At 42.3% G+C, this 20,789-nt stretch carries 23 protein-coding genes, 3 tRNA genes and 1 pseudogene; 9 read left to right on the top strand and 18 right to left on the bottom strand.

What is annotated here, in order from left to right; genetic code table 11:
* Positions 1-13: 13 nt before the first annotated feature.
* Positions 14-748 carry a 16S rRNA (adenine(1518)-N(6)/adenine(1519)-N(6))-dimethyltransferase RsmA gene (gene rsmA, locus G3RUM_RS00475; protein WP_129734319.1) on the bottom strand — a complete coding sequence of 245 codons (735 nt, stop codon included), beginning with the start codon at positions 746-748 and terminating at the stop codon, positions 14-16.
* A complete protein-coding gene (locus G3RUM_RS00470) occupies positions 749-1,786 on the bottom strand; it encodes a resuscitation-promoting factor (RefSeq protein ID WP_129734317.1) in 1,038 nt (345 codons plus the stop codon).
* 386 nt (positions 1,787-2,172) lie between these two features.
* Here G3RUM_RS00470 and G3RUM_RS00465 point away from each other — a divergent pair, with 386 nt between their 5' ends.
* Together G3RUM_RS00465 and G3RUM_RS00460 are read left to right on the top strand one after the other, a co-directional pair.
* Positions 2,173-2,787, top strand: a complete 615-nt coding sequence (locus G3RUM_RS00465) for a hypothetical protein (RefSeq protein ID WP_129734315.1) — start codon at positions 2,173-2,175, stop codon at positions 2,785-2,787.
* Positions 2,771-3,466, top strand: a complete 696-nt coding sequence (locus tag G3RUM_RS00460) for a DsbA family protein (RefSeq protein ID WP_129734313.1) — start codon at positions 2,771-2,773, stop codon at positions 3,464-3,466. Before G3RUM_RS00465 ends, G3RUM_RS00460 begins: the two co-directional genes overlap by 17 nt.
* Before the next feature lie 49 nt (positions 3,467-3,515).
* Here the strand turns inward: G3RUM_RS00460 and G3RUM_RS00455 are convergent, their stop codons facing one another.
* Positions 3,516-4,694, bottom strand: a complete 1,179-nt coding sequence (locus G3RUM_RS00455) for a replication-associated recombination protein A (protein ID WP_129734311.1) — start codon at positions 4,692-4,694, stop codon at positions 3,516-3,518.
* Positions 4,695-4,774: 80 nt separating this feature from the next.
* Between G3RUM_RS00455 and G3RUM_RS00450 the strand changes: the two genes are divergently transcribed.
* Positions 4,775-5,212 (top strand): DUF4282 domain-containing protein, encoded by a 438-nt coding sequence (locus G3RUM_RS00450; RefSeq protein ID WP_129734309.1) that lies wholly within the window; start codon positions 4,775-4,777, stop codon positions 5,210-5,212.
* Positions 5,213-5,576: 364 nt separating this feature from the next.
* Here G3RUM_RS00450 and G3RUM_RS00445 read toward each other — a convergent pair whose 3' ends face one another.
* The 4 genes from G3RUM_RS00445 to G3RUM_RS00430 form a co-directional block, all read right to left on the bottom strand.
* Entirely contained in the window at positions 5,577-5,978 is a 402-nt protein-coding gene (locus tag G3RUM_RS00445; RefSeq protein WP_129734307.1) for a hypothetical protein, read from the bottom strand.
* Between the two features lie 144 nt (positions 5,979-6,122).
* Positions 6,123-6,199, bottom strand: a tRNA-Lys gene (locus tag G3RUM_RS00440).
* A 12-nt stretch (positions 6,200-6,211) separates the two neighbouring features.
* Positions 6,212-6,288, bottom strand: a tRNA-Val gene (locus tag G3RUM_RS00435).
* Between the two features lie 57 nt (positions 6,289-6,345).
* Positions 6,346-6,421: transfer RNA gene (locus tag G3RUM_RS00430), tRNA-Phe, on the bottom strand.
* A 40-nt stretch (positions 6,422-6,461) separates the two neighbouring features.
* On the opposite strand from G3RUM_RS00430, the gene hisS reads away from it, so the two are divergent.
* Both hisS and G3RUM_RS00420 read left to right on the top strand, forming a co-directional pair.
* Positions 6,462-7,766: a histidine--tRNA ligase gene (gene hisS / locus G3RUM_RS00425; RefSeq protein WP_129734305.1), complete on the top strand. Its 1,305-nt coding sequence runs from the start codon at positions 6,462-6,464 to the stop codon at positions 7,764-7,766.
* Positions 7,759-8,319, top strand: a complete 561-nt coding sequence (locus G3RUM_RS00420) for a ribosomal RNA small subunit methyltransferase A (protein WP_129734303.1) — start codon at positions 7,759-7,761, stop codon at positions 8,317-8,319. Before hisS ends, G3RUM_RS00420 begins: the two co-directional genes overlap by 8 nt.
* Before the next feature lie 6 nt (positions 8,320-8,325).
* On the opposite strand, the gene G3RUM_RS00415 is transcribed toward G3RUM_RS00420, so the two are convergent.
* Positions 8,326-10,107: an ABC transporter ATP-binding protein gene (locus G3RUM_RS00415; RefSeq protein ID WP_129734301.1), complete on the bottom strand. Its 1,782-nt coding sequence runs from the start codon at positions 10,105-10,107 to the stop codon at positions 8,326-8,328.
* An 86-nt stretch (positions 10,108-10,193) separates the two neighbouring features.
* Between G3RUM_RS00415 and G3RUM_RS00410 the strand changes: the two genes are divergently transcribed.
* Positions 10,194-11,516, top strand: a complete 1,323-nt coding sequence (locus tag G3RUM_RS00410) for a glycine--tRNA ligase (RefSeq protein WP_129734299.1) — start codon at positions 10,194-10,196, stop codon at positions 11,514-11,516.
* A gap of 38 nt (positions 11,517-11,554) precedes the next feature.
* On the top strand, positions 11,555-12,097 hold the full coding sequence (locus G3RUM_RS00405) for a hypothetical protein (protein WP_129734298.1): 543 nt from the start codon (positions 11,555-11,557) through the stop codon (positions 12,095-12,097).
* A 173-nt stretch (positions 12,098-12,270) separates the two neighbouring features.
* Here G3RUM_RS00405 and G3RUM_RS00400 read toward each other — a convergent pair.
* The 10 genes and pseudogenes from G3RUM_RS00400 to G3RUM_RS00355 form a co-directional block, all read right to left on the bottom strand.
* Positions 12,271-12,795, bottom strand: a pseudogene (locus G3RUM_RS00400) (inorganic diphosphatase); the annotation flags it as partial.
* Between the two features lie 26 nt (positions 12,796-12,821).
* A complete protein-coding gene (gene recO, locus G3RUM_RS00395; protein WP_129734294.1) occupies positions 12,822-13,502 on the bottom strand; it encodes a DNA repair protein RecO in 681 nt (226 codons plus the stop codon).
* On the bottom strand, positions 13,483-13,830 hold the full coding sequence (locus G3RUM_RS00390) for a response regulator (RefSeq protein ID WP_129734292.1): 348 nt from the start codon (positions 13,828-13,830) through the stop codon (positions 13,483-13,485). Before G3RUM_RS00390 ends, recO begins: the two co-directional genes overlap by 20 nt.
* Complete coding sequence (locus tag G3RUM_RS00385; RefSeq protein ID WP_129734290.1) at positions 13,827-14,510, bottom strand: sensor histidine kinase; 684 nt, start codon at positions 14,508-14,510, stop codon at positions 13,827-13,829. Before G3RUM_RS00385 ends, G3RUM_RS00390 begins: the two co-directional genes overlap by 4 nt.
* Positions 14,511-14,534: 24 nt before the next feature.
* The gene (locus G3RUM_RS00380; RefSeq protein ID WP_129734288.1) at positions 14,535-15,320 is read right to left on the bottom strand and encodes a hypothetical protein; all 786 of its coding nucleotides are present in this window, start codon (positions 15,318-15,320) and stop codon (positions 14,535-14,537) included.
* Positions 15,321-15,337: 17 nt separating this feature from the next.
* Positions 15,338-15,535, bottom strand: coding sequence for a hypothetical protein (locus G3RUM_RS00375; RefSeq protein ID WP_129734286.1), 198 nt, complete (start codon positions 15,533-15,535; stop codon positions 15,338-15,340).
* Positions 15,525-16,616 carry an exodeoxyribonuclease VII large subunit gene (xseA, locus tag G3RUM_RS00370; protein WP_129734284.1) on the bottom strand — a complete coding sequence of 364 codons (1,092 nt, stop codon included), beginning with the start codon at positions 16,614-16,616 and terminating at the stop codon, positions 15,525-15,527. The genes G3RUM_RS00375 and xseA overlap by 11 nt, the downstream gene beginning before the upstream one ends.
* A complete protein-coding gene (locus G3RUM_RS00365; protein WP_129734282.1) occupies positions 16,600-17,655 on the bottom strand; it encodes a lysylphosphatidylglycerol synthase domain-containing protein in 1,056 nt (351 codons plus the stop codon). The genes xseA and G3RUM_RS00365 overlap by 17 nt, the downstream gene beginning before the upstream one ends.
* Positions 17,656-17,709: 54 nt before the next feature.
* Positions 17,710-17,982, bottom strand: coding sequence for a 50S ribosomal protein L27 (locus G3RUM_RS00360; protein WP_129734280.1), 273 nt, complete (start codon positions 17,980-17,982; stop codon positions 17,710-17,712).
* A complete protein-coding gene (locus tag G3RUM_RS00355; protein WP_129734278.1) occupies positions 17,983-19,071 on the bottom strand; it encodes a methyltransferase domain-containing protein in 1,089 nt (362 codons plus the stop codon).
* Positions 19,072-19,108: 37 nt separating this feature from the next.
* On the opposite strand from G3RUM_RS00355, the gene G3RUM_RS00350 reads away from it, so the two are divergent.
* Positions 19,109-19,531, top strand: coding sequence for a ribonuclease H family protein (locus G3RUM_RS00350; RefSeq protein WP_129734276.1), 423 nt, complete (start codon positions 19,109-19,111; stop codon positions 19,529-19,531).
* Between the two features lie 19 nt (positions 19,532-19,550).
* Positions 19,551-20,786, top strand: coding sequence for a tyrosine--tRNA ligase (tyrS, locus tag G3RUM_RS00345; protein WP_129734274.1), 1,236 nt, complete (start codon positions 19,551-19,553; stop codon positions 20,784-20,786).
* The last annotated feature ends 3 nt before the right edge of the window (positions 20,787-20,789 follow it).

Here is a 20,789-nt window from a genome sequence, read left to right as displayed (position 1 = left end):
ATTATAGCACCAATTACAAAAATTGATACAACCGCTCCCAGTCAACTAGCTTTACATCACCGGGCCTTGCGTTTAAATCTATGCCTAACTCCTCAAAAATCTGTTTTAATCTCTCTGTCGATGTTAAACCAGCCAAATTATGAATTAACTTTTTGCGCGGTGAGCTAAATCCCCGTTTAATCAACTCAAACACCGCATCAGAAACCTGAGCCGCATGTGGCTCCATAACTATCACTTGACTATCCACTTTCGGTGGTGGCGTAAACTCTATCTTTCTCACTAGTGGACCCAACTTTACGTCAGCATAATTCTTTACAAAAAGTGAAAGCATTGTTTCTTTATCGTCCACAATCCTTTCCACCACTTCTTTTTGAATCAAAAGCACTATTCTCTCTGGACAATTCTTCAAAGTCAACAATTTCTCGATAATTGGGCTGGTAATATAATACGGGATATTCCCCACTACTATATATGGTCTTCTTAGTCCGTCAAAATCAAACTCTAAAATATCCGCATTAATCACTTCCAAATTTTTCCCCGGGAAGGATTTTGGCAAATTCCGTGCCAAGCTAGCATCATATTCCACAGCTATTACCTTATCAAACCGCCGAAGCAAACTGCTGGTTAAAGTTCCAAGCCCTGGGCCAATCTCTAAACACAACTCGCCGCCGCCAGACAAATCGGCAATTTCTTCCAATATTGCCCGATCTTTCAACCAATGTTGACCCAGAGACTTATTGTTCTTCATCTAATACCAACCGTACGTATACCAATAATTAAGCGCTTGGCTCCACCCACCGTAGCGACCATTCACATACCCGATCATCCACTTAATTTGCGTAACTGGATTCGTCTCCCAGTCCGCGGCAATCGAAGCCATCTTACTGCCAGGCAAAGCCTGTGGAATACCATAAGCGCCCGAAGCGTTAGCAGCATCCACTCTACAACCACTCTCATGATAAATCAAATCAAGCGCTGCCGACAAATCTGCTTCGCTCACACCAGCTTGCCGGGCCCAACTTGCACAAGTTTCCCATTCCGGGGGGATAGACTTCTTGGCGCCCACCGCCACAACTCTCTCAACTGGAGCCTTAATGACCTCTTCAGACACCAACTCCCGCGATACTTCCACATTATCTATATATAATATATTATATGAAACCCTCTTCACCCCCACCTCGCCAAGCTGCCGCACCTCGCTTACACCTTTATCCAAACCGGGGTCTTTCTCTGTACGCTCAGTAAAAGGGATTTCCTCTTCTATGGTTAAGGTCCGTCCACCATTCCTCGTAATTTCATACACATTCGCTACCCCTGTCTCTAGAAAATCCCCATTTGGCACAAAATCTATCTCATCGCCATCATACACCGTAAAACCTGCCTGCTCTACAATGGCCCTAGAATCATAACTCGCAGTCATCAAATATTTAATAACTTTTCCGTCTTTTACCACCACCGGCCGCGCACGATAAATATTAATAAAAAAGTTATCTGCATTTATCTCTGTATCTAGACTAGGTTCCACCGTATCGCCACTATTAATTGCTACTCCCGCACGGGCCAAAGCCTCCTGTACCGTCTTCGCCTCTGTTCTTACAGTTAATTTAGCGCCGTCATCATAAAAAGTCACAAACTTTGCCCCCTCCGCTAAATACGTGTCCGAAACTCCGTCACTCTCCGCAAAAGTATTCCTCACCCCCAATCCAGCCAACACAGCAAAAACAATCACTAAAGAAATAGCTACCACAAAACCGAAAGCTTGCTCGATTTTTCGCGAAAGCCTCATACCACCATTATATCATACTTATGGCAAAAAGTCCACCCCTATACGCAAAAAGCCCGCTGCGAGGCGAGGCTTTTAAACAATTCTTCTAGGTGAAACAACTCTAATTTAGCCAAAACAGCTCTACACTCTCCACCCTTTCTACACACTTCCCCCAGGCTCAGGCCACTTTCAACGTCGGATCTGGTCCAAACCTAACCTTATTTTAGCATAGGCAAAATGCCTGTCAACCTTGTTTTTTAAATCTATTTATGGTTTAAAATATTTTTGCTTTTTCGCATTTTACAGATTAGAATTTCAAAAACCGAACAAACTCAACTTGACACCAATAGAAAATATTTTATATCATATAGCTTAACTTTATTATTTTCGCGTGCTATAATAACGTCATGAATTGGAGGAAATGGCTCGACGGTTTTGCCCTAGCCGGCAAAGGTATTCTACTTGCCACTAAGGAAAAACGCTTTTGGTGCGGGTTTATACCAGCATTTCTGTTTTTTGGGTTCCTCATGAACTTACTATCCGGGGGGTTCTCTAAATTTGAATTGATGTCCGCATTAGGTTTTCCAAATAGCCTCAAAATAATTATTGATAGCTTCACTGCAATATTTGGAATTAACCAACCTTTCCTAGACTGGATACCAATCTTTGCCATCTCTACCCTACAAGGCATTTTAATCGGTCTCATCGTTCTACTATGGAACAAGAAAAAGAACCAAAACTCCGCTAATCTCGAAAAAGCTGGCATTATCGCCGGTCTAATCGCCCTTGGCGCCGGCTGCCCTACTTGTGGCACCACACTTTTAACTCCTCTTATTGGCACCATCTTCTCCACTGGTGGCCTAGCTGTAACCGGTGCCATCTCTACCATTATCACCTGGCTTGCCATCATTATCGCTATACTTTCGCTCAAACGCCTCGGAGAGGAAACTTATGTTACAATAATAAATGAAAAATACCTCGCCAAGAAAGGCATAAAGGAGCAAAGTGAAAAAAACATTTAGGATTATCGGTCTCATTACTGTAATCGCCGTAATTATTGCCGCCATCGTCGCCAGCATGAACATTAAACCTTCTAACGCCGATAAAGTCTGGGACACGCAAATGACCATTGGTAACCTTGAAGCCAAGAATTATTTTATCGTTTACTCCGATTTAGTCTGCCCTTATTGCATCGCTTTCGAAAATGCTATCGTCGAACACGAAGAAGAATTCCAACAGTACCTAGAAGACAACAATATCCTATTCGAAATTCGTCTTTCCGACTTTCTTTATGAATATGGCGAAACCAACCCCATCCACTCACGCTATTCTGCCCTCGGCGCCTACTGCGCTAAAAATGAGGGTAAATTTTGGGACTATTATAATCTTGCTGTCTCTAGCGTCTGGAATGACTTTTTCAAAGCCTCTGGCAAATCCGCCGTCTCCAAGATGTCTAGCATCGGCAAAGACTACTGGATCAACATCGGCAAACAAGTAGGTCTGTCTGAAAACTTCGAAACCTGCGTAAAGAACGAAGACACATTAAACGAAATCAAAGCTAACGCCGAAAAAACCTCTAAACTAGCCCGTGGCATGCCTTACTTCAAATTCAACGATTACACTAGCTCTGGTTTTGACCTTTCCTGGGATTATCAATATGTCCTGATGTATTTCCAGGCCGGATTAGATAGTAAAAAATAATTTTCTCGGACAAGCATAATCACCAGTAAAATATGGCAGCATAGCTCGTCTATTCGCCAAAAATCTTTTCGTTCTTTATGCTATCCGGCAAATAATTCTTATCAAGATGAAATCCGGCCTCCCATTTTTGCCCCGCTCCATACCCCAAGTCCTTCATTAATTTAGTTGGAGCATTCCTTAACCATGTCGGCACTGGCTCGTTCGGGGTCTTTTTTGCCAAATCTAAAGCCTCATACCAAGCGTCTGTAGTCGCACGCGATTTTTTTGACTTCGTCAACGCCACCACAACATGGGCCAAAATTAAACCACTTTCTGGCATTCCCACCCTCTCTACTGCCTGGAAACACGCCGTAGCTAAAGATAAGGCACCATTACCAGCCAAGCCTATATCCTCCGAAGCAAATATCACCATCCGCCGCGCAATGAACTTCGGATCCTCTCCAGCCTGTACCATCCGTGCCAAATAATACAACGCCGCATCTACATCATTTCCTCTCATAGATTTTATAAATGCCGATATAGTGTCATAATGTTTATCGCCCTTTTTATCATAGCCGGGCACTTTTTTGCCCGCTGCCTCAAGCACCACTTTCTCATCTATTTTCTCTGCCAAAGACAAAGCTAATTCCAAATCTCCTAAAGCCGAACGAGCATCTCCACCAGATAGTTCCGCTAATAACTCCAGTGCTCTTTTTGTTACGCGCTTCGTAGCTTTTTCAGCCTTCAACGCCCGCTTTAGCACTTCTAAAATAGCATCCTTGGACAGTAATGATACGACCACCACTCGCGACCTAGATAAAAGCGGAGAAATTACTTCAAAAGATGGATTCTCCGTAGTTGCGCCAATCAAAATTATCAACCCAGATTCCACATGTGGCAAAAAAGCATCCTGTTGCGCCTTATTAAATCTATGGATTTCATCCACAAACAAAATCGTCCGTGTTTTTAAATTCCAATTCACTTTTGCCCGCGACACCACTTCCTCTACGTCCTTCTTACCCGCCGTCACTGCAGATATTTCCACAAAATCAGCTTTAAACTCACGCGCCAAAATCCGTGCCAACGTAGTCTTACCCGTCCCTGGTGGGCCCCAAAAAATCAGGTTCACTGGTTCACCATTTTTTACTATTTCTGTCAAAATCTTCCCATCACCTATAATGTCTTCTTGCCCCAGCACTTCCGTCAATTTTTGCGGGCGCATACGCTCAGCCAATGGCACTCTATTCATAGAGTATATTATATATAATATTCTAGATTTTTGAATTTTTTATGCTAAAATTAAGGTAACATTAACTAAAGGAGTTATATATGTCCGATTATGAGACATACCAATTATTAAATAGCTTAAATTCGAGTAGCTCTTATACGTCCACTGCTGCAGGTATCGGCATCTGGAGTATTATTGCCGCAATTCTTGCCATTGTTGGCGGTATCCTAGTATACTTTCTCTTCGTCAACGCCAAAACCGAACCAAAAGGCAAATTTGCTAAATGGCTAAAGGATTTTCTATCCTTTAAGATCATGTGGATCGAACCAATCTTGAAAGTTGTCTACTACGTTGCTACTATCTTCACGGTTCTCTATTCGTTCTCGTTTATTGCGCTTGGTGGCTACGGATTCTTGATGTTTATCCTCTTCCTCATACTTGGCCCAATCATCATCCGCCTCGTCTACGAAGCAACTATGATGTTCATCATGATCTGGCGCAACACTAGAGACATCGCCGACAACACCAAAAAGAAATAATTATCTCTAAACAAAAATCCCCTCCAAGGAGGGGATTTTTTAATACAACACATGATGAAGGGCGAGTAGATGTATCTATTCGGTTATGTATGGTTGTGGGCTGGTGCCTGGAGCACTCTGAATACACTGCAAAGATAAAGGTAATACCTAAGAAAGACTACCCGGTACTAATGCCATGCAAGTTCTGAGGTATACATATATAGACAAAGAGATGATAACCTATAAAGAAATAACAAAACCTCCAACACATTCTATCACACCAGAGATTCGTTCGCAGTAAGCGAATAACCCTGACCACTCAAACAATTAAGTATTTAAACTCTTCTCTAATAGAGTAACGGCCAACTACTCTTATCACCACTAACTATTTATTTTCTTTTCTCACCTGAGCAAGATAATAAAGACCTATCGTATCAATAATGAAGTCGAGCGACAAAAGGCCTGTAACACTAGTTTTTGTAGTAAAGAAAGTTACAATAGCGCCAACAATACCCAAAATCAATAAAACTCCATAGAGCACACCGTCGCTTTTTTTGGCTGCAACTCTTCTTGCAAGCCAGAAATACCACAAGTTAAGCAAAATAGTAATTCCGGCCGTAATACCAAATTTTATCATTCCTTCGCCACCGCCTAGGCTTTCCTCCAAGCCGTTGCGAAGTTCTGGTATGACAAAACAAATAATTGTACCGATAGCATAGAATGAAGCAACAATAACATAAATCCAACTAAATGATTTCATTGTTTCATACGATGTTCTTTTTGACATTTATTACTCCTTTAGCTAAATATTATATTACTTCAAATATACCAAACTACCAACAAAAAGTCAAAACACTTACGCTTTAGATACGGAACGATGTCTGGGAATTAATTTCATCTTTAAACTTATGGTTTTCGCAAATTCCCATAATGGTGAGTCGGGAGGGGCTCGAACCCTCGACACCGGGCTTAAAAGGCCCGTGCTCTAACCAGCTGAGCTACCGACCCAGATTGTTAATATGGTGGGCGATACAGGAGTCGAACCTGTGACCTCGTCTACGTCAAAGACGCGCTCTAGCCAACTGAGCTAACCGCCCGATCGCATGGTGGTTCCGTTCACTTCAGTCCCGGAGCCGACAGTCCCTAAAAGGAACTGGTGGTTCCGACTGGACTTGAACCAGTGACACAAGGCTCTTCAGGCCTCTGCTCTACCAACTGAGCTACAGAACCAACATATCTATTATACCATACTTATGATATAATTAAAAGTATGAAAAAAGTAAATACTTCACCAATTTCTGGGACCCAGGAACTCACACCTGAAAACCAGGCTATCTTCAATAATCTAAAAACCAAAATTGACGAAGTATACCATCGCCACGGTTACCTAGACATCGAAACCCCCTCCATCGAACGTACTGAAATCCTTCTTGCCAAAGCCGGCGGTGATACCGAAAAACAAATCTACAAAGTCGTCAAGACTGCCGAAACTGCCGATGAGTCTGATCAGGCTCTTCGTTTCGACCACACCGTACCACTCGCCCGCTACATAGTAGAACACGAAAATAACTTAGTTTTCCCATTTAAAGTTTCCCAAATTGGGCTTAACTTCCGCGGTGAACGTGCCCAGAAAGGCCGCTTCCGTGAATTCTATCAATGCGACATCGACGTCATTGGTCGCAATAATCTCCCCCTCGCTTACGACGCTGACGTGATTTCTACTTTACTCCAGACTTTCAAAAGCTTTAATCTCAAAACTCCAGTCCTCGCTCGTATTAACAACCGCAAAATCTTGACTGGCCTATTAGAAGCACTCAATCTCACCGAAAGTTCAACCGACATTTACGGTATTATCGACCATGCCGAAAAAGTCCCAGTTGAAAAAACCACCGAGAATCTCACCGAAATCGGCATTTCCGAAGAAAACACCAAAAAAATCCTCGCTTTCATGAACCTCCACGGCGAACGTTCTTTCGTAATTAAGAATCTCAGCAATCTAAACATCGGCAATCCTACCTTCCTAGAAGGCGTCGCCGAACTAGACCAAACCCTCTATCTACTAGAAACTATGGGCCTCAAAAATCAAATTGCTGCCGATATGAAAATCGTTCGCGGGCTAGATTACTACACCGGCACTGTCTTCGAATTCATCCTACCAGAATACAAAAATATCGGCTCCGTTTGTGGTGGAGGCCGTTACGAAAATCTTACTGGTTACTTTACCGACCAAAAATTCCCCGGCGTCGGTGGCTCTATTGGCCTTACTCGTCTTTTCTACGTTTTAAACGAAGGGAAACTTTTACCAGAACAACCCGCCCAAGTCCTAGATTACGCTATCGTGCCAATTTCTGAAAACGAGTTAGACTTCGCTTTTAGTACCGCCGCCAAACTCCGCCAACAAAACTATTCCGTTACAGTCGTCCTCACCGATAAAAAACTCGGCGATAAACTCACCTACGCCGCTAAACTCGCCAAAAATGGCATAGTCATCGGCGAATCAGAAGTTGCTTCTGGCAAACTCCAGGTTAAAGATTTCTCCACCGGCGAAACCAACGATCTAGATTTGAATGCGTAACCACCTTTTATCCCAACATTTCCTCAAATCCCCAAGGCTTGCGTTAATTTTGATCGGCCATTCCAATCTTAAAAAACGCGACACCGTCATCGAAATCGGTGCCGGCTCCGGCGTCATCACTAGTGCACTTGCTCACCGGGCACATCACGTCATTGCCATCGAACCAGATCATACCACCGCCGCCAAGCTCCGCACTAATCTCGTCAAACGCAATATAAAAAACGTCGAAATCGTCGAACAAGATTTCTTAGACTATAAATTACCATCCACGCCATATAAAATCTTTAGTAACCCACCTTTCCATCTTAGTTCCAAAATTATTCACAAACTTATCGAAGCCGAAGACCAACCAGAATCTTTCTACCTTATTCTTCAAAAACAATTCGCGCTCAAACTCTTAAATACTGATCGTCACTACACTTCCCAGCTCGGCTTGCAACTTATTCAAGACTACCAAACCAAAATCCGTTTGCCATTAAAACCTGCCGATTTTACTCCCCCACCAGCTGTTCCCACCGTATTTTTTGAAGCCAAAAAAATCAACCCAAGCTAAAAACAACTAGCCCTCATCTAAAAACGCGCCGGATTGCCGCGACCACAATTTTTGATACTCACCACCTTGTTTTAATAGCTCCGCGTGCGTGCCTTGCTCCACAATCTTACCGTCATTTAACACTACGATTTCATCCAAACCTGCAATCGTAGATAACCGATGTGCCACCACTATCGATGTCCGTCCCTTCATCAAATTCACTAGCGCCTCTTGTATTAAAGCTTCGCTTTCCGAATCTAGCGCCGAAGTCGCCTCGTCTAGCACCAATATCGGTGCATCTTTTAGAATTGCTCGCGCTATCGCTATCCGCTGTCGCTGCCCGCCAGAAAGTTTCACGCCTCGCTCTCCCACCATCGTTTCATAACCATCTGGCAATTTCTTGACGAATTCATCGGCATTAGCTAACTTCGCCGCGCGTAACACCTCTTCTTTAGTCGCCCCCGGCCGACCATAAGCAATATTTTCAAACACTGTTCTATGGAATAACGAAGATTCTTGCGGAACGTAGGCAATATTTTCACGAAGTGAACCCTGCGTCACGTCCCGAATATCCTGCCCATCTATATATATTGCACCTGCAGTTACATCCGCAAATCTTAACAACAATTTAGTCAGAGTCGTCTTGCCAGAGCCACTCACACCTACTAACCCAACTCTAATCCCAGCAGATATCTTTAAATCAAAGTTCTCAAACAATTTTTCTTTTTGTTCTTCATGCCGAAAAGCAATATGGCTAAAATCAATCGTCGCATCCCTCACCACTAAAGGCTTGTCGGTTCTATCATCCACAATATATGGCATATCCAAAATTTCCACCATCTCTTTTGCATCACCAAACGACTGATTTATATTTCTTAATATATGATTCATAGTCCACACATTAGAAAGCAAAGAATTAGCTAAAGAATATAAAAATATTATATTTGCAATTGTCAAACCAAATAGGTCGCGGCTCATTACAATCAAAACCAACAAGCCAGCAAAAGTTATCATATTTATCACATTCATTGAAAAATTTCTTATCATTGAAACCTTTGCCAAATTAAATGTCGCTTTTTTAGTACGTCTCGTAGTTTCAGCGAATCTTGTCCCCTCATACCTTTCTCTCGCATATGATTTTACCGAAATTTCATTCGTAATAGAATCCGCCAATTGCCCAGTTTGCTTATTCTCTGCTTCTGCTAATTTTTCTTCTGCATATCCAGTCTTGCGATACGTAGTAATAGAAACCGTCATATACACCATCGCGTAAACGGCTAAAATCACCGCAAAAGGCAAACATACCGCCGCAGCCACTCCAACCGAATAAACCACCGTCAACAACAAGGGGTACAAATCCCAAACAAATCCAGATTTTAATCGTATAAATGAGTTCGGTAATTTATTAGCTTGTGAAGTTAATGATCCTGAAAAACGATTACTATGAAACGTCATAGATTGATTTATCACTGCGCTAAACGCAAGCTGCGATAAATACTCCCCACATTTTGCGTCCAAAGACCAATCTAGCCAATCTATCGCTCGTATCACAAACAAATTATTAAATCCAGCCGGAATAATCGTCAAAAGTAATATCCCCACATAATTCTCAATCTCGAAATCACCACCAGATAATTTCCCAATAATTTCCGATGTGCCATACGGCACTACTACGTTAGACACAAAAATCCAAGTCGGCACCAAAAGCAGCACCAAGATAGTTCTGGTCTTACATCGCATCAACGCCTTCCAAAAATAGTACAACGTCCGCTTCGTAACATTATATTTCTTCTTTTTATTCCCAGTCATATTTATACTATACCATAATTTCTCATTTTAACAAAATCGTTTTCTAACCTAAAAAATAATTCCCTACACTGTGCTATAATTACTTCATGAATAGTCTAGAAAATATTGTGAGTTTATGTAAACGTCGCGGTTTTATTTTTCCAGGCTCTGACGTGTACGGCGGTATGGCTGGAACCTGGGACTATGGACCTCTCGGCATCATGTTGAAGAAAAAAATCATGGATGCTTGGTGGGGCTACTTCGTCGAACAACGTGACAACATGTACGGAGTAGACGCTGCCATCATCATGAACCCCAAGACCTGGGTCGCCTCTGGTCACACCGCCACTTTTGCCGATCCTTTAGTAGAGTGTAAAGAATGCAAATCTCGTTTCCGCGCAGACAAAATCGCTGATGGTATCAGCGAGTCAGTTACTACAGAGCAATTTCTGGCTACTCACACCAAGTGTCCAGTCTGTGGTAAAGAAAATTGGGGACCAATTCGCAAATTTAATATGATGTTTAAAACTCACGTTGGTGCCGTAGATGACGATAGCTCCATCGCTTACCTTCGCCCCGAAACTGCCCAAGGCATCTTTACTAATTACAAAAACGTCATCGATACCATTTACCCTAACTTGCCTTTTGGTATCGCTCAACAAGGTAAAGCTTTTCGCAACGAAATCAGTCCTCGCGATTTCATTTTGCGTGACCGCGAATGCACTCAAATGGAAATTGAATATTTTGTGCATCCCGACACTTGGCAAGAAAACTTTGAAAAACTCTTATCCGAAAATCATCACTTCTTAGAAAAAATCATGGGTTTATCCAAAGATAAACTGCACGACTACGAAGTCCCAGCAGACGACCGCGCCCACTACAGCAAACGCACCGTAGATTTTATGTTCGACTATCCAAACGGCCAAGAAGAACTAATGGGTTTGGCTTATCGTACCGATTTTGACCTCGCCAATATAGAACGTGAATCCGGCAAATCCATGGAGTACCGCGACAAAGTTACCGGCGAAACTTTCATTCCTCACGTGATCGAACCATCCATAGGCGTAGAAAGGCTATTCTTGGCTATATTGTCCAACTCTTATATAGAAGAAGAGATTGACGGGAACAAGCGCATCGTACTAAAACTTCCAGAAAACTTAGCACCACATAAATTCTGCGTCTCCCCACTCCTAAAAAACAAACCAGAATTAGTCGCCAAGGCCAAAGAAGTCTACGACCAACTCCGCATTAAATACACTTACGTAACATGGGATGACTCCGGCAATATCGGGAAACGCTACCGCAAACAAGATGAAATCGGTACACCAAAATGTATCGTAGTAGATTTTGATACATTAGAAGATAACACCGTCACAGTTCGTGATCGCGACACTACTAAACAAATCAGAGTGGACATTGCGGACCTATAACAACTTATGCTATAATACCACCATAATAAGGAGATATTATGGCTGAAAAAGCTAAGAAAAACAATAAAAACTTAATCATCGGTATCTGTGCAGCCGTACTAGTAATCGGAGTGGTTGCGGTTGCAATATTCTTCGCCACTCGTGGAGGCTCCGCTACACTAAACGACGCATACTTTGTCTCAGATGACGCTAAGTACGTCTTAACCGTTGACTCTGACCAAACCGATTCAGAAGAGGAAACCTTAACGCCAATCAAGACACACATCGTTTACAACTACTCTGGTGACAGTATTACCGGTATGACTACTTATATGGAATTTGCCGACACCGCCACTGCCAAATCAGCCCTTGAGATATACAAAAATGCTGAAGATCAAACTGGCGTTAAGAACATTTCCGTCAATGGCAAATACGTCGTAGTCGAAATGACCGAAGATCAATACGCCGAAATGACTGCTTCTGACGTCAAACAACAAATTGAATTTATGGAAATGCTTAAAAATATGAACTTCAATGACGTTGAAGATGATTCTGATAATTCTGTAGAGATCGACGAAACCACTGAAGAAAACGAAAAATAATCAGTTTCCAACAAAAAATACCCCCACTTTTGGGGGTATTTTGATAGCTAAGCCAACTATTTTGTGACTTCCTTAATTGCCTTTTTAGCCGCATCAATCGTACCAGACACTGCCGTTTTTGCTTGTTCCATAGCACTTTCTACACCCTTCTTTACTTTTAACTCTGGGTGAGCTTCTTCATAACGTTCAATCGAAGCTTTAATCACTTCCTTAGCTTCCTTTACGCCTTCAAAAGCCTTCACTTCTGTTGTGCCAGGCTTCTTCAAATCCTTATAGTGATTAAAATGAAATTCAATTTGTCTAATTAATTGTTCTGGCAAATCTTCCAATTTTTGGTATTTATCACCATTATTGCGATCGTCCGCCGGCACACAAATAATTTTGTCATCCACTTCGCCACCATCCACAAATTTCATCACGCCAAGAATCTTTGCTTTCATCCAAATTCCAGTTGTAAGTGGCTGATCAGTAATCATCAACACATCCAATTCATCACCATCTTCATCTATCGTCTGTGGAATAAAGCCGTAATTACAAGGCTTCGCAAACGCCACCGGCTCTACTCGGTCCAACATAAAACAAGCATGCTCACGATCCCACTCAATCTTATGATTTGACCCAGTTGGTATCTCAATTACTACATTCAATTCACCTTTTTCATAATCCCCAGGTGTCAAAACTTTATTAAAATCTGCCATTTTATCTCCTTATTTTTACCCTTACATTATACCACTGTGCGCGCCAACCACAAAATCCGCTCCACCATCCCGCTTTCCAACCTTACTCGCCGCACCATCCCCCAGTCACTACTTATTATTAATCTAAGTAACTTAATTTCATCTGCACCATACCTCCCATTTGCATCCTCCACAAAAGTTTGCTCGATCTCATCCCAACGATAACTCACCTCCGAAGACAACTTCTTACCCGCTAAATCACGGTACAAATTTACTTCCTCACCCATCGCTTTTTTAATGTTTAATAACGCCCAAGCCTCGATTAATCCCAAATCGTCTCCATCATTCAAAGCCATCAGCCCCTGATCTACTACTCTAAAATACTCTGCATTCTCCGTATCACCAGCTACCTTGCTAACTCGCTTCAAAACCATAGCAGCTAGCTCTATTTTGTCAAAATCCTTAATAATATCGCTGTAATGCTTCACCATCTTAGCCCCAGTCAGCACCCCCAATTCGCTTTTTCCCAGATGAATATTAAAATCCGTCAAAGTAAATAGTTCCACTCCTCCCGCTAATTTAGATCTTTCCTTTCGTACGCCCCTCGCCATCACCGACAGTTTACCTTCCGGCGTGATGATATCCAAAATTCTATCCGCTTCACCATAGTTAGTACGTCTCAACACATACCCCAAAGTCCGTACATCCTTACGCATATTGTTCAACATATCTTCTAATATCTCCCGGCTTCATAATATCCTTATTTAATACTCCCACTACTCCATACGCAGACATATCTTTTCCACTAAAGTCCAGTGACGATATAATGACTACCGGTATCACCGCCGTATCCGCATAAGAAACCAGATCTTGTAAAAAAGTAAACCCGTCTGGCCCATCAAGTAATATATCTAAAAATATCATCTCCGGCACATTACCCCCCGCAATCTCGTTCATCGCCTCTATTGCACTAGAAAAAACTTGTACCTCTTTGCGGTTAATAGCCCGAACAACACACTCCGCCATAATGTCGTCGTCATCAATTACAAAAATCATTCAAACAAACTCGCCTGTTTAGAAATTGGCAGTTTTACATAAAAACTCGTACCATCCCGATGTCTTACCGCACCAACATCCGCATGCATATATCGTGAAAACCTAGAGGCGATATAAAGACCCAGCCCAGAAGAACCCGGCCGCATTGCAATAGAAGTGGGCTTCTCAATCCAACCTCTCTTAATTTCACGCCATATGTCTATTGGCAAAGTCGGGCCATAATCCCGTATTGTCACTTTTACCTTATCCGCTGCATCTTGCACAACTAATTCTGCTCTTGCTCCGTCATCAGAATAATGCATCGCATTTAGGAGAAAATTATATACCACACTATAGAGCAAATCTCGATTTGCTGTTACTAAACGTGACTTATTAGTATACTTAATATGTAAATCCCTATAATTGTAACGGAATAAATACCTAAGTTCATGGGATACTGCATCACACACTTCTCTCACCGCCACTGGTTCCATAGAGAACAGACCATCCTCCAAACGACGAATCTTCACTAAATCATTCACTTGCTTTATCGCCCTTTCTGACACGCTCACCATCTCTGTACGAATATGCTCACCACCCGCATTCATTTCACCAAACGATAAAGCTAATTGTCTCAACACTGCCAAAGGCGCTTTTAACTCATGCGCCGCCACCAAAATCCCATCTACCTCCTTATCCATACCCCCATTATAACACCATCTAGACTAAGAGTTAAACACTATAGTGCCCAGCAGCTTGTCAAAATCATCTTTAAACAACACGCTATCAGTTTGCAAAATCACTGTTTTATCCCGAATCTTAAAGACCACAATATAACCACTTAAATCTGTATTCGGGATCGTACCAGTATAACGATTGGCCGTAACCTCACTGTTCTTAGCTGCATCCCCAACCGTAACCGACTCCACTGTTAAATTCGAATTCTTTTTATCCATCGCCTTTTGATATTCTTCCGTCACATCTTCAAAGCTTTTATCCCTAATTGTCAGTCTCAAAGCATTGATGGTTTCCTTGCCCACCGCGTCAACTTGAATTGGATTAAAGTACGCGTTAAAATCACCACCATTAGTCGCCGCTGCTGCTACATACACACTCCAAGTCTTTGGATATTCAAAAGTTAATTGACCATAATCCGCCGGCCCAGAGAACGTTTTATATGGATATTTTTCTCGTTCCAAAAACTCCGCTTCATCTTCCATAGCCTGCTCATCCTTAGCCTCTGCCACTGCTATATTAATCTGCCCATCAACATCCGCTTGCACGTCATTATATTGTACAAACATCCAAATAAACAACCCAATAAAAGTCACAGCAATCAAAGAAACCATCACAATTACAATAGTTTTTACTAAACCAGCTATGTCTTTCTTCTTCTCTGGCACCACCTGTACTTGTTGCACCATTGGCATGCCATTCGGCATCACCTGAGCCGACTGCACCGGCGGCATAGCTTGCACTGGTTGTACCGGAGGCATTTGTCCATTATCCATAAGCCCATTATACCACACTATTTACTAAAATCTTCAGCCAAAACTTCAATCTTATTCTTAAGCTCCGACAAATCTTTCTCTATCTCTTTCGCCAGCTCAGTTGACTCCTTATATTTCTCCTCAGCCTTAGCCAAATCAAACTCATCCGAATAAAACCATTCTATTTTATCATCCAACAATTCAATTTTCTGCTTTAAGCTCATTTTATCGCTCATAAACCTCCTTTATCTCTGCTTTAATTTCTTGTTTATATGTTGTAATTTTTACAACATCACCGGGAAAAATCTTCCCTGTCAAAATCGCATAACCTTGTTTTAAAATACCCTCCGGATTTAATGCTTCTAAAATTTTCAATTTTTGCTCCAGCCCACTCGCATAATTATCAATCCGACCTTTAATATCTCGTGACAACTGATTCATCTTTTCTACCTTTTCACGACTGGCTGACTCAATCTTATTCAGCACAACGTTCTTTACCCTTAGCACAGAGTCATTAACGGTTATTTTTATCGAACGTTTATCCGGAGTCAGCATTTCCGCTGCATTAGATGGCGTTGAAGCTCGCACATCTGCAGCCAAGTCGGCCAAAGATTCGTCTACCTCATGCCCTATGCCAGTAATTATTGGTATCTTAGATGCCGCAATCGTCCGTACCAACTCCTCATCGTTAAAACAAGCCAAATCATCCGCTGACCCACCGCCTCGTAAAATTGCAATCACTTGAACCTCGCTACGCTCATTAAAATATTTTAACGCTCTAATAATTTGATCCGGAGCATCCATACCTTGCACTTGTGTATGAGCCACCTGCACATCTATGCCACCCCACCTCGCATTCAAAATTTTCACAAAATCAGCATAGCCAGCCGCATCAACACTAGACACTACACCCAATCTAGTCAAATCTCCTGGCAGTGGACGCTTTCGCTCCACGTTAAACAGCCCCTCGTTCGTCAACTTTTTCTTCAACAATTCATATGATTTTTTCAGACTTCCCTCTCCCACCGGCATCACTGCAGTTACCGTAAAAGAGAATTTCCCCCATTTTGTCACCTTCGGCACACCACGCACTGTCACTTTCATCCCATCCTTCAAGGGCATTCTCAATTGAAAAAGTGTCATAAAACACGATACACTCGACCCCGCATCTTTTACGTCAAAAAATACCCATTTCCCCTGATTAATCTTAAAACTTACTACTTCACCCTCTAATGTCACCCCACTAAAAGCATACTCTAAATTTTGATTTGTCACGGCCAAAAATTCGGTCGGTGTAAGCTTAATCTCGCTCTGCATTTTTCTTACCTCGTATCGCTCGATAGTAAGGCCACGATCCCGAAACAATAGTAAACAACAAAGTAACAACTCTTGTCATTACCGTAATTATCGTCGCCGTGGGAAAATCTACTCCAAGTGCAATCATAACCCCTGCCATGCCAAGCTCATACAATCCATATGGTACAATTCCGTCAAATACCGAGCCAATCGCTTCTCCCACCATAATAAACGGCAAAAGTTCTGGCCTTCCCAAAGAAATCGCCACAATCCAGTAAGTAGCAATTTCGCAAAAACTATAGACTACGCCCCATACCGCCGGCTTCTTTAGATATCGCTTATTTTCCTTCGCAATCTTAACACTTTCGTGGATGTCTGCAAAATAATTGCTAATTTTCTCATACTTCATCAATTGACGCTTATGACCAAATGTAAAAATCCTCACTACACGGTTCATGATTCTTGAAACCGTCCTCGAAAAAAATTCAATCCTTTTCCCACTACTAGCAACATAAATTACCAACCACAGGAAGAAAAATACACCCATATTCATCAAAAGCGACACCGGTATAATCCATTTCGCCTCATCTGGTATTAAATTTAAAATCAATAATACCCCTATAGCAATCAGCGCTTGCACATAATTAATTACTGTCGTCACTGCATAACGAAAAAGATACAAGAAGCTCGCTTGCCCTGCCGTCACATTGTACGGTAAAAGCCGATAAGTCAAAAATGCCAATCCACCCACTCCTCCTGCCGGTATAGCATGGTTCACAAAATTTAACTCCGTTGAAATCAACAAAATCTCTTTTCCAGAAAACTTCTGCACATTCTTCCGATTCCTAAGATATGAGAAAAAAATTTGACCACAAGCATAATACATATATAGTTGTTCCGGTATCAAAAGTAGTAGTACGAATACATTCGTCTCACCCAAATGGTCAACAGTATCCAAAATATCCGGCCAATTCCGATAAACTACGTACCCTACCAAAATCACCGTTAGCACAGACAAGATCGCCCGAAAAGAGAACTTCAACTTTTTCTTCTTAGCCATAAAAAGATTATATCACAAAAAATAACCCCCAATCCGGGGGTTATCTAATCTCAATTAGCGCACTTCTACACGAACACGCGGCAGGCTCTTCCCTGAAAAATGTGTCTTTTTTGTCTTCACAAAAGTTACCACACCATCCCTTGCCGCATGAATAGTAAAATTACGTGACATATAGGTACCTGGACCAGCAATCTTCGTGGCCCCAGTTTGACGAACTAGAACCTCGCCATTCTTAACTTTCTGGCCACCAAAACGCTTAACGCCTAGGCGCTGGCCAGCATTATTATGGACGTTCTTGGCGGTACCGCCAGCTTTCACATGTGACATTTATTTCTTCCTTAAAATTATTATATCTCTTGCTACGATTTGCCCTTCTCGATGATAAAGAAGCCCCTCGCGCATTTTATTATCCACATTATACCCCAGTTCGTCTATCTTGTCAACAACCTCTAAACGAGAATATTCACCATCTTCTCTCAGCCAGGCCGGCACTGCAATTACTACCGGAGTGCCAGGCACAATCTGCTCCACCAAGTTTCTCAAAAAATTTAAAACTATCGTCCCGCATTCTTGTTTCTCTTCTTTCAGACTGACGCCAGACGGAATCTGTGACATCGGTTTACCAAGATATCCTTCACAAGCTACCGCGTCTATAGGTTGTGACCATTTAAAAGACGTCGCATCACCAACTTCTACATTATACCCATCAAAACCAAAGTAATTCAAATTTTTTTCACTGTATTGTATCATCCTTTCACTAATATCAGTCCCGTACGCCCTATATCCCATCAACAACGCCTCTTGCAGTACCACTCCAGTCCCACAAAACGGATCTAAAACCACCGCACCTGGCTTCAGATTTCCGCACAGGTTTATCAAAATCTGAGCCAACTTCGGTGGTAGCATACCCACCTTTGCATCCCGCGCTGGCCTCGCCTGGTCACGCTTTGCATACGCACCAATATCTTGCACTCCAATTACTTTATACCAAACATCATCCACCTTGATAAATTCAATTTTACGTTCATTTTTGCCGGAGAGCCCATTATGTAAAGAAGTCGCAGTAGAAAGCGTCGCTTCCTTATTTTCCACCACTCGTACACTCTGCCCATGCCGTATCAAAATCTTTTTCAATTTTAGTGCCTCTATCATAGCACTCTTTCGTGAAGCACTCTTGGAATAATCAGAAATCCCCAGTGTAATCTTTCCTCCAGACAAACCCGATAAATACACTAGTGGCTTAGCTTCCATCTTCTCAGCAATTTTCAAAACCCCACCCAAACGAGCGATATCAGGCTCTTGTTCCGAATCAAAAACAGCTACCTTACCAGATAATAGTTCGACATCTTCATATAAAGCACCTAGCTCCGCCGCTGATACCTCTGGTTGTCGCCCCAAAACTGCTAAATATTTCATACCTACGATTATAACACGCCTATGATATAATTTTCCTATGAAGACCCTATGGACGGACGGCAGCGCGTCACCTAACCCAGGCCCCGGTGGCTATGCTGTAATAGACGGCACAACAGGTAATCCCGTAGCACTAGGTTGCGAAGCTCACACTACCAACATTCGCATGGAAGGCCTCGCTATGATTGCTGCTATCAAGTACGCCAACATCGAAGGTTGCGAAATTCACTCCGACTCTGAATTCTGGATTAACGTCCTTACCAAATGGGCCGACGTCTGGCAATCACATGGTTGGAAAAAATCCAAAGGAGAAATCATGAATCTCGACATCGTCAAAGAATTATACACACTCTACCACAAATACCCAGTCAAGCTCATCTGGGTCCGCGGCCATGCCGGCACTAAATATAACGAGCTCGCCGACGAATGGGCCAACAAAGCTCGCACTGGTGCTACTCTATAAAATATGCTAATATTACATTATGAATTTATCCGAAGAATTGATTTATCGTGGCTTCACTGCCGAGACCACCATCAAAGATCCTAAAGTTCTCGACAATCGCGAATCCAAAAAATTCTACTGGGGAGCCGACCCATCCGCTGATTCTCTTACTATCGGCAATCTCGCTGCACTCATGATGTGTGCATGTTTTATCCGACATGGCTATCAACCATACCTTCTAGTTGGCGGCGCCACCGGCCAAATCGGTGACCCAAAAGAAAACAGTGAACGCGACCTCAAATCCCTAGACGAAGTAGAACACAACAAACGCTGTATTAAATCGCAAATTGAGCGAATAATCAATTCCACCGACATCACCATGGTGGATAACTATGACTGGTTTAAAAATATCAACTATCTAGATTTCCTCCGCGAAGTTGGTAAAGCCTTTTCTATGACTCAACTCCTAGACCGCCAATTCGTTCAAAACCGCATTGGCACTGGCGGGTCCGGCATCTCCTATGCTGAGTTCTCCTATACTCTCATCCAAGGATATGACTTTTTGCATCTTTTCCGCGAGCATGGCGTATCCTTACAACTCTGTGGTGCCGACCAATACGGCAACTGTACTTCCGGTATACATCTGATTAAACGCTTGGAGAACGCCGACGCCGACGTCTGGTCTACCCCTCTAGTCATTGATCCAGTTACCGGACGCAAGTTTGGCAAATCCGAAGGTAATGCTGTTTGGCTCGCTAGCTCCGACAACGGATCTGGTAATTACACTTCAATTTTCGATTTTTATCAATTCTGGCTCAATCAACCTGATAGTTCCGTAGAATATCTCCTCAAGATCTACACTCTACTCAATAAAAACGATATTGAGACTACCATTCGTCGCCATTCCGAACATCCAGAAGACCGCTTCGCCCAAAAAACCTTAGCTAAAAACGTTACAGAAATAGTACACGGCAAGGAGAATGCCAAAGCCATCGAGAATCTTACCAATTTACTATTTGACAAAAACACTAATTTTGCCGATTTCTCCACTGATGAAATCTCCGAATTTGCCAATTTTTTACCTACCATCTCAAAAAACGTTAGTCTAGTAGATGCTCTCACTATTACCAATCTTGCCGAATCAAAAAAGAAAGCACGTGAGTTCATTAGTGCCGGAGCTATTTCCATCAATGGCACCAAAATTACTGAAGACATTACGCTCAATCAAACTGCCGTTATCAAAAAAGGTAAAAACAAGTTCGCTGTCGTAAAATAAATC

This window comes from Candidatus Nanosyncoccus alces (genome assembly GCF_004138395.1).
In the GTDB taxonomy this organism is placed as follows: Bacteria; Patescibacteriota; Saccharimonadia; order Saccharimonadales; family Saccharimonadaceae; genus Nanosyncoccus; species Nanosyncoccus alces.
This window is presented reverse-complemented; position numbering and strand designations above follow the sequence as displayed.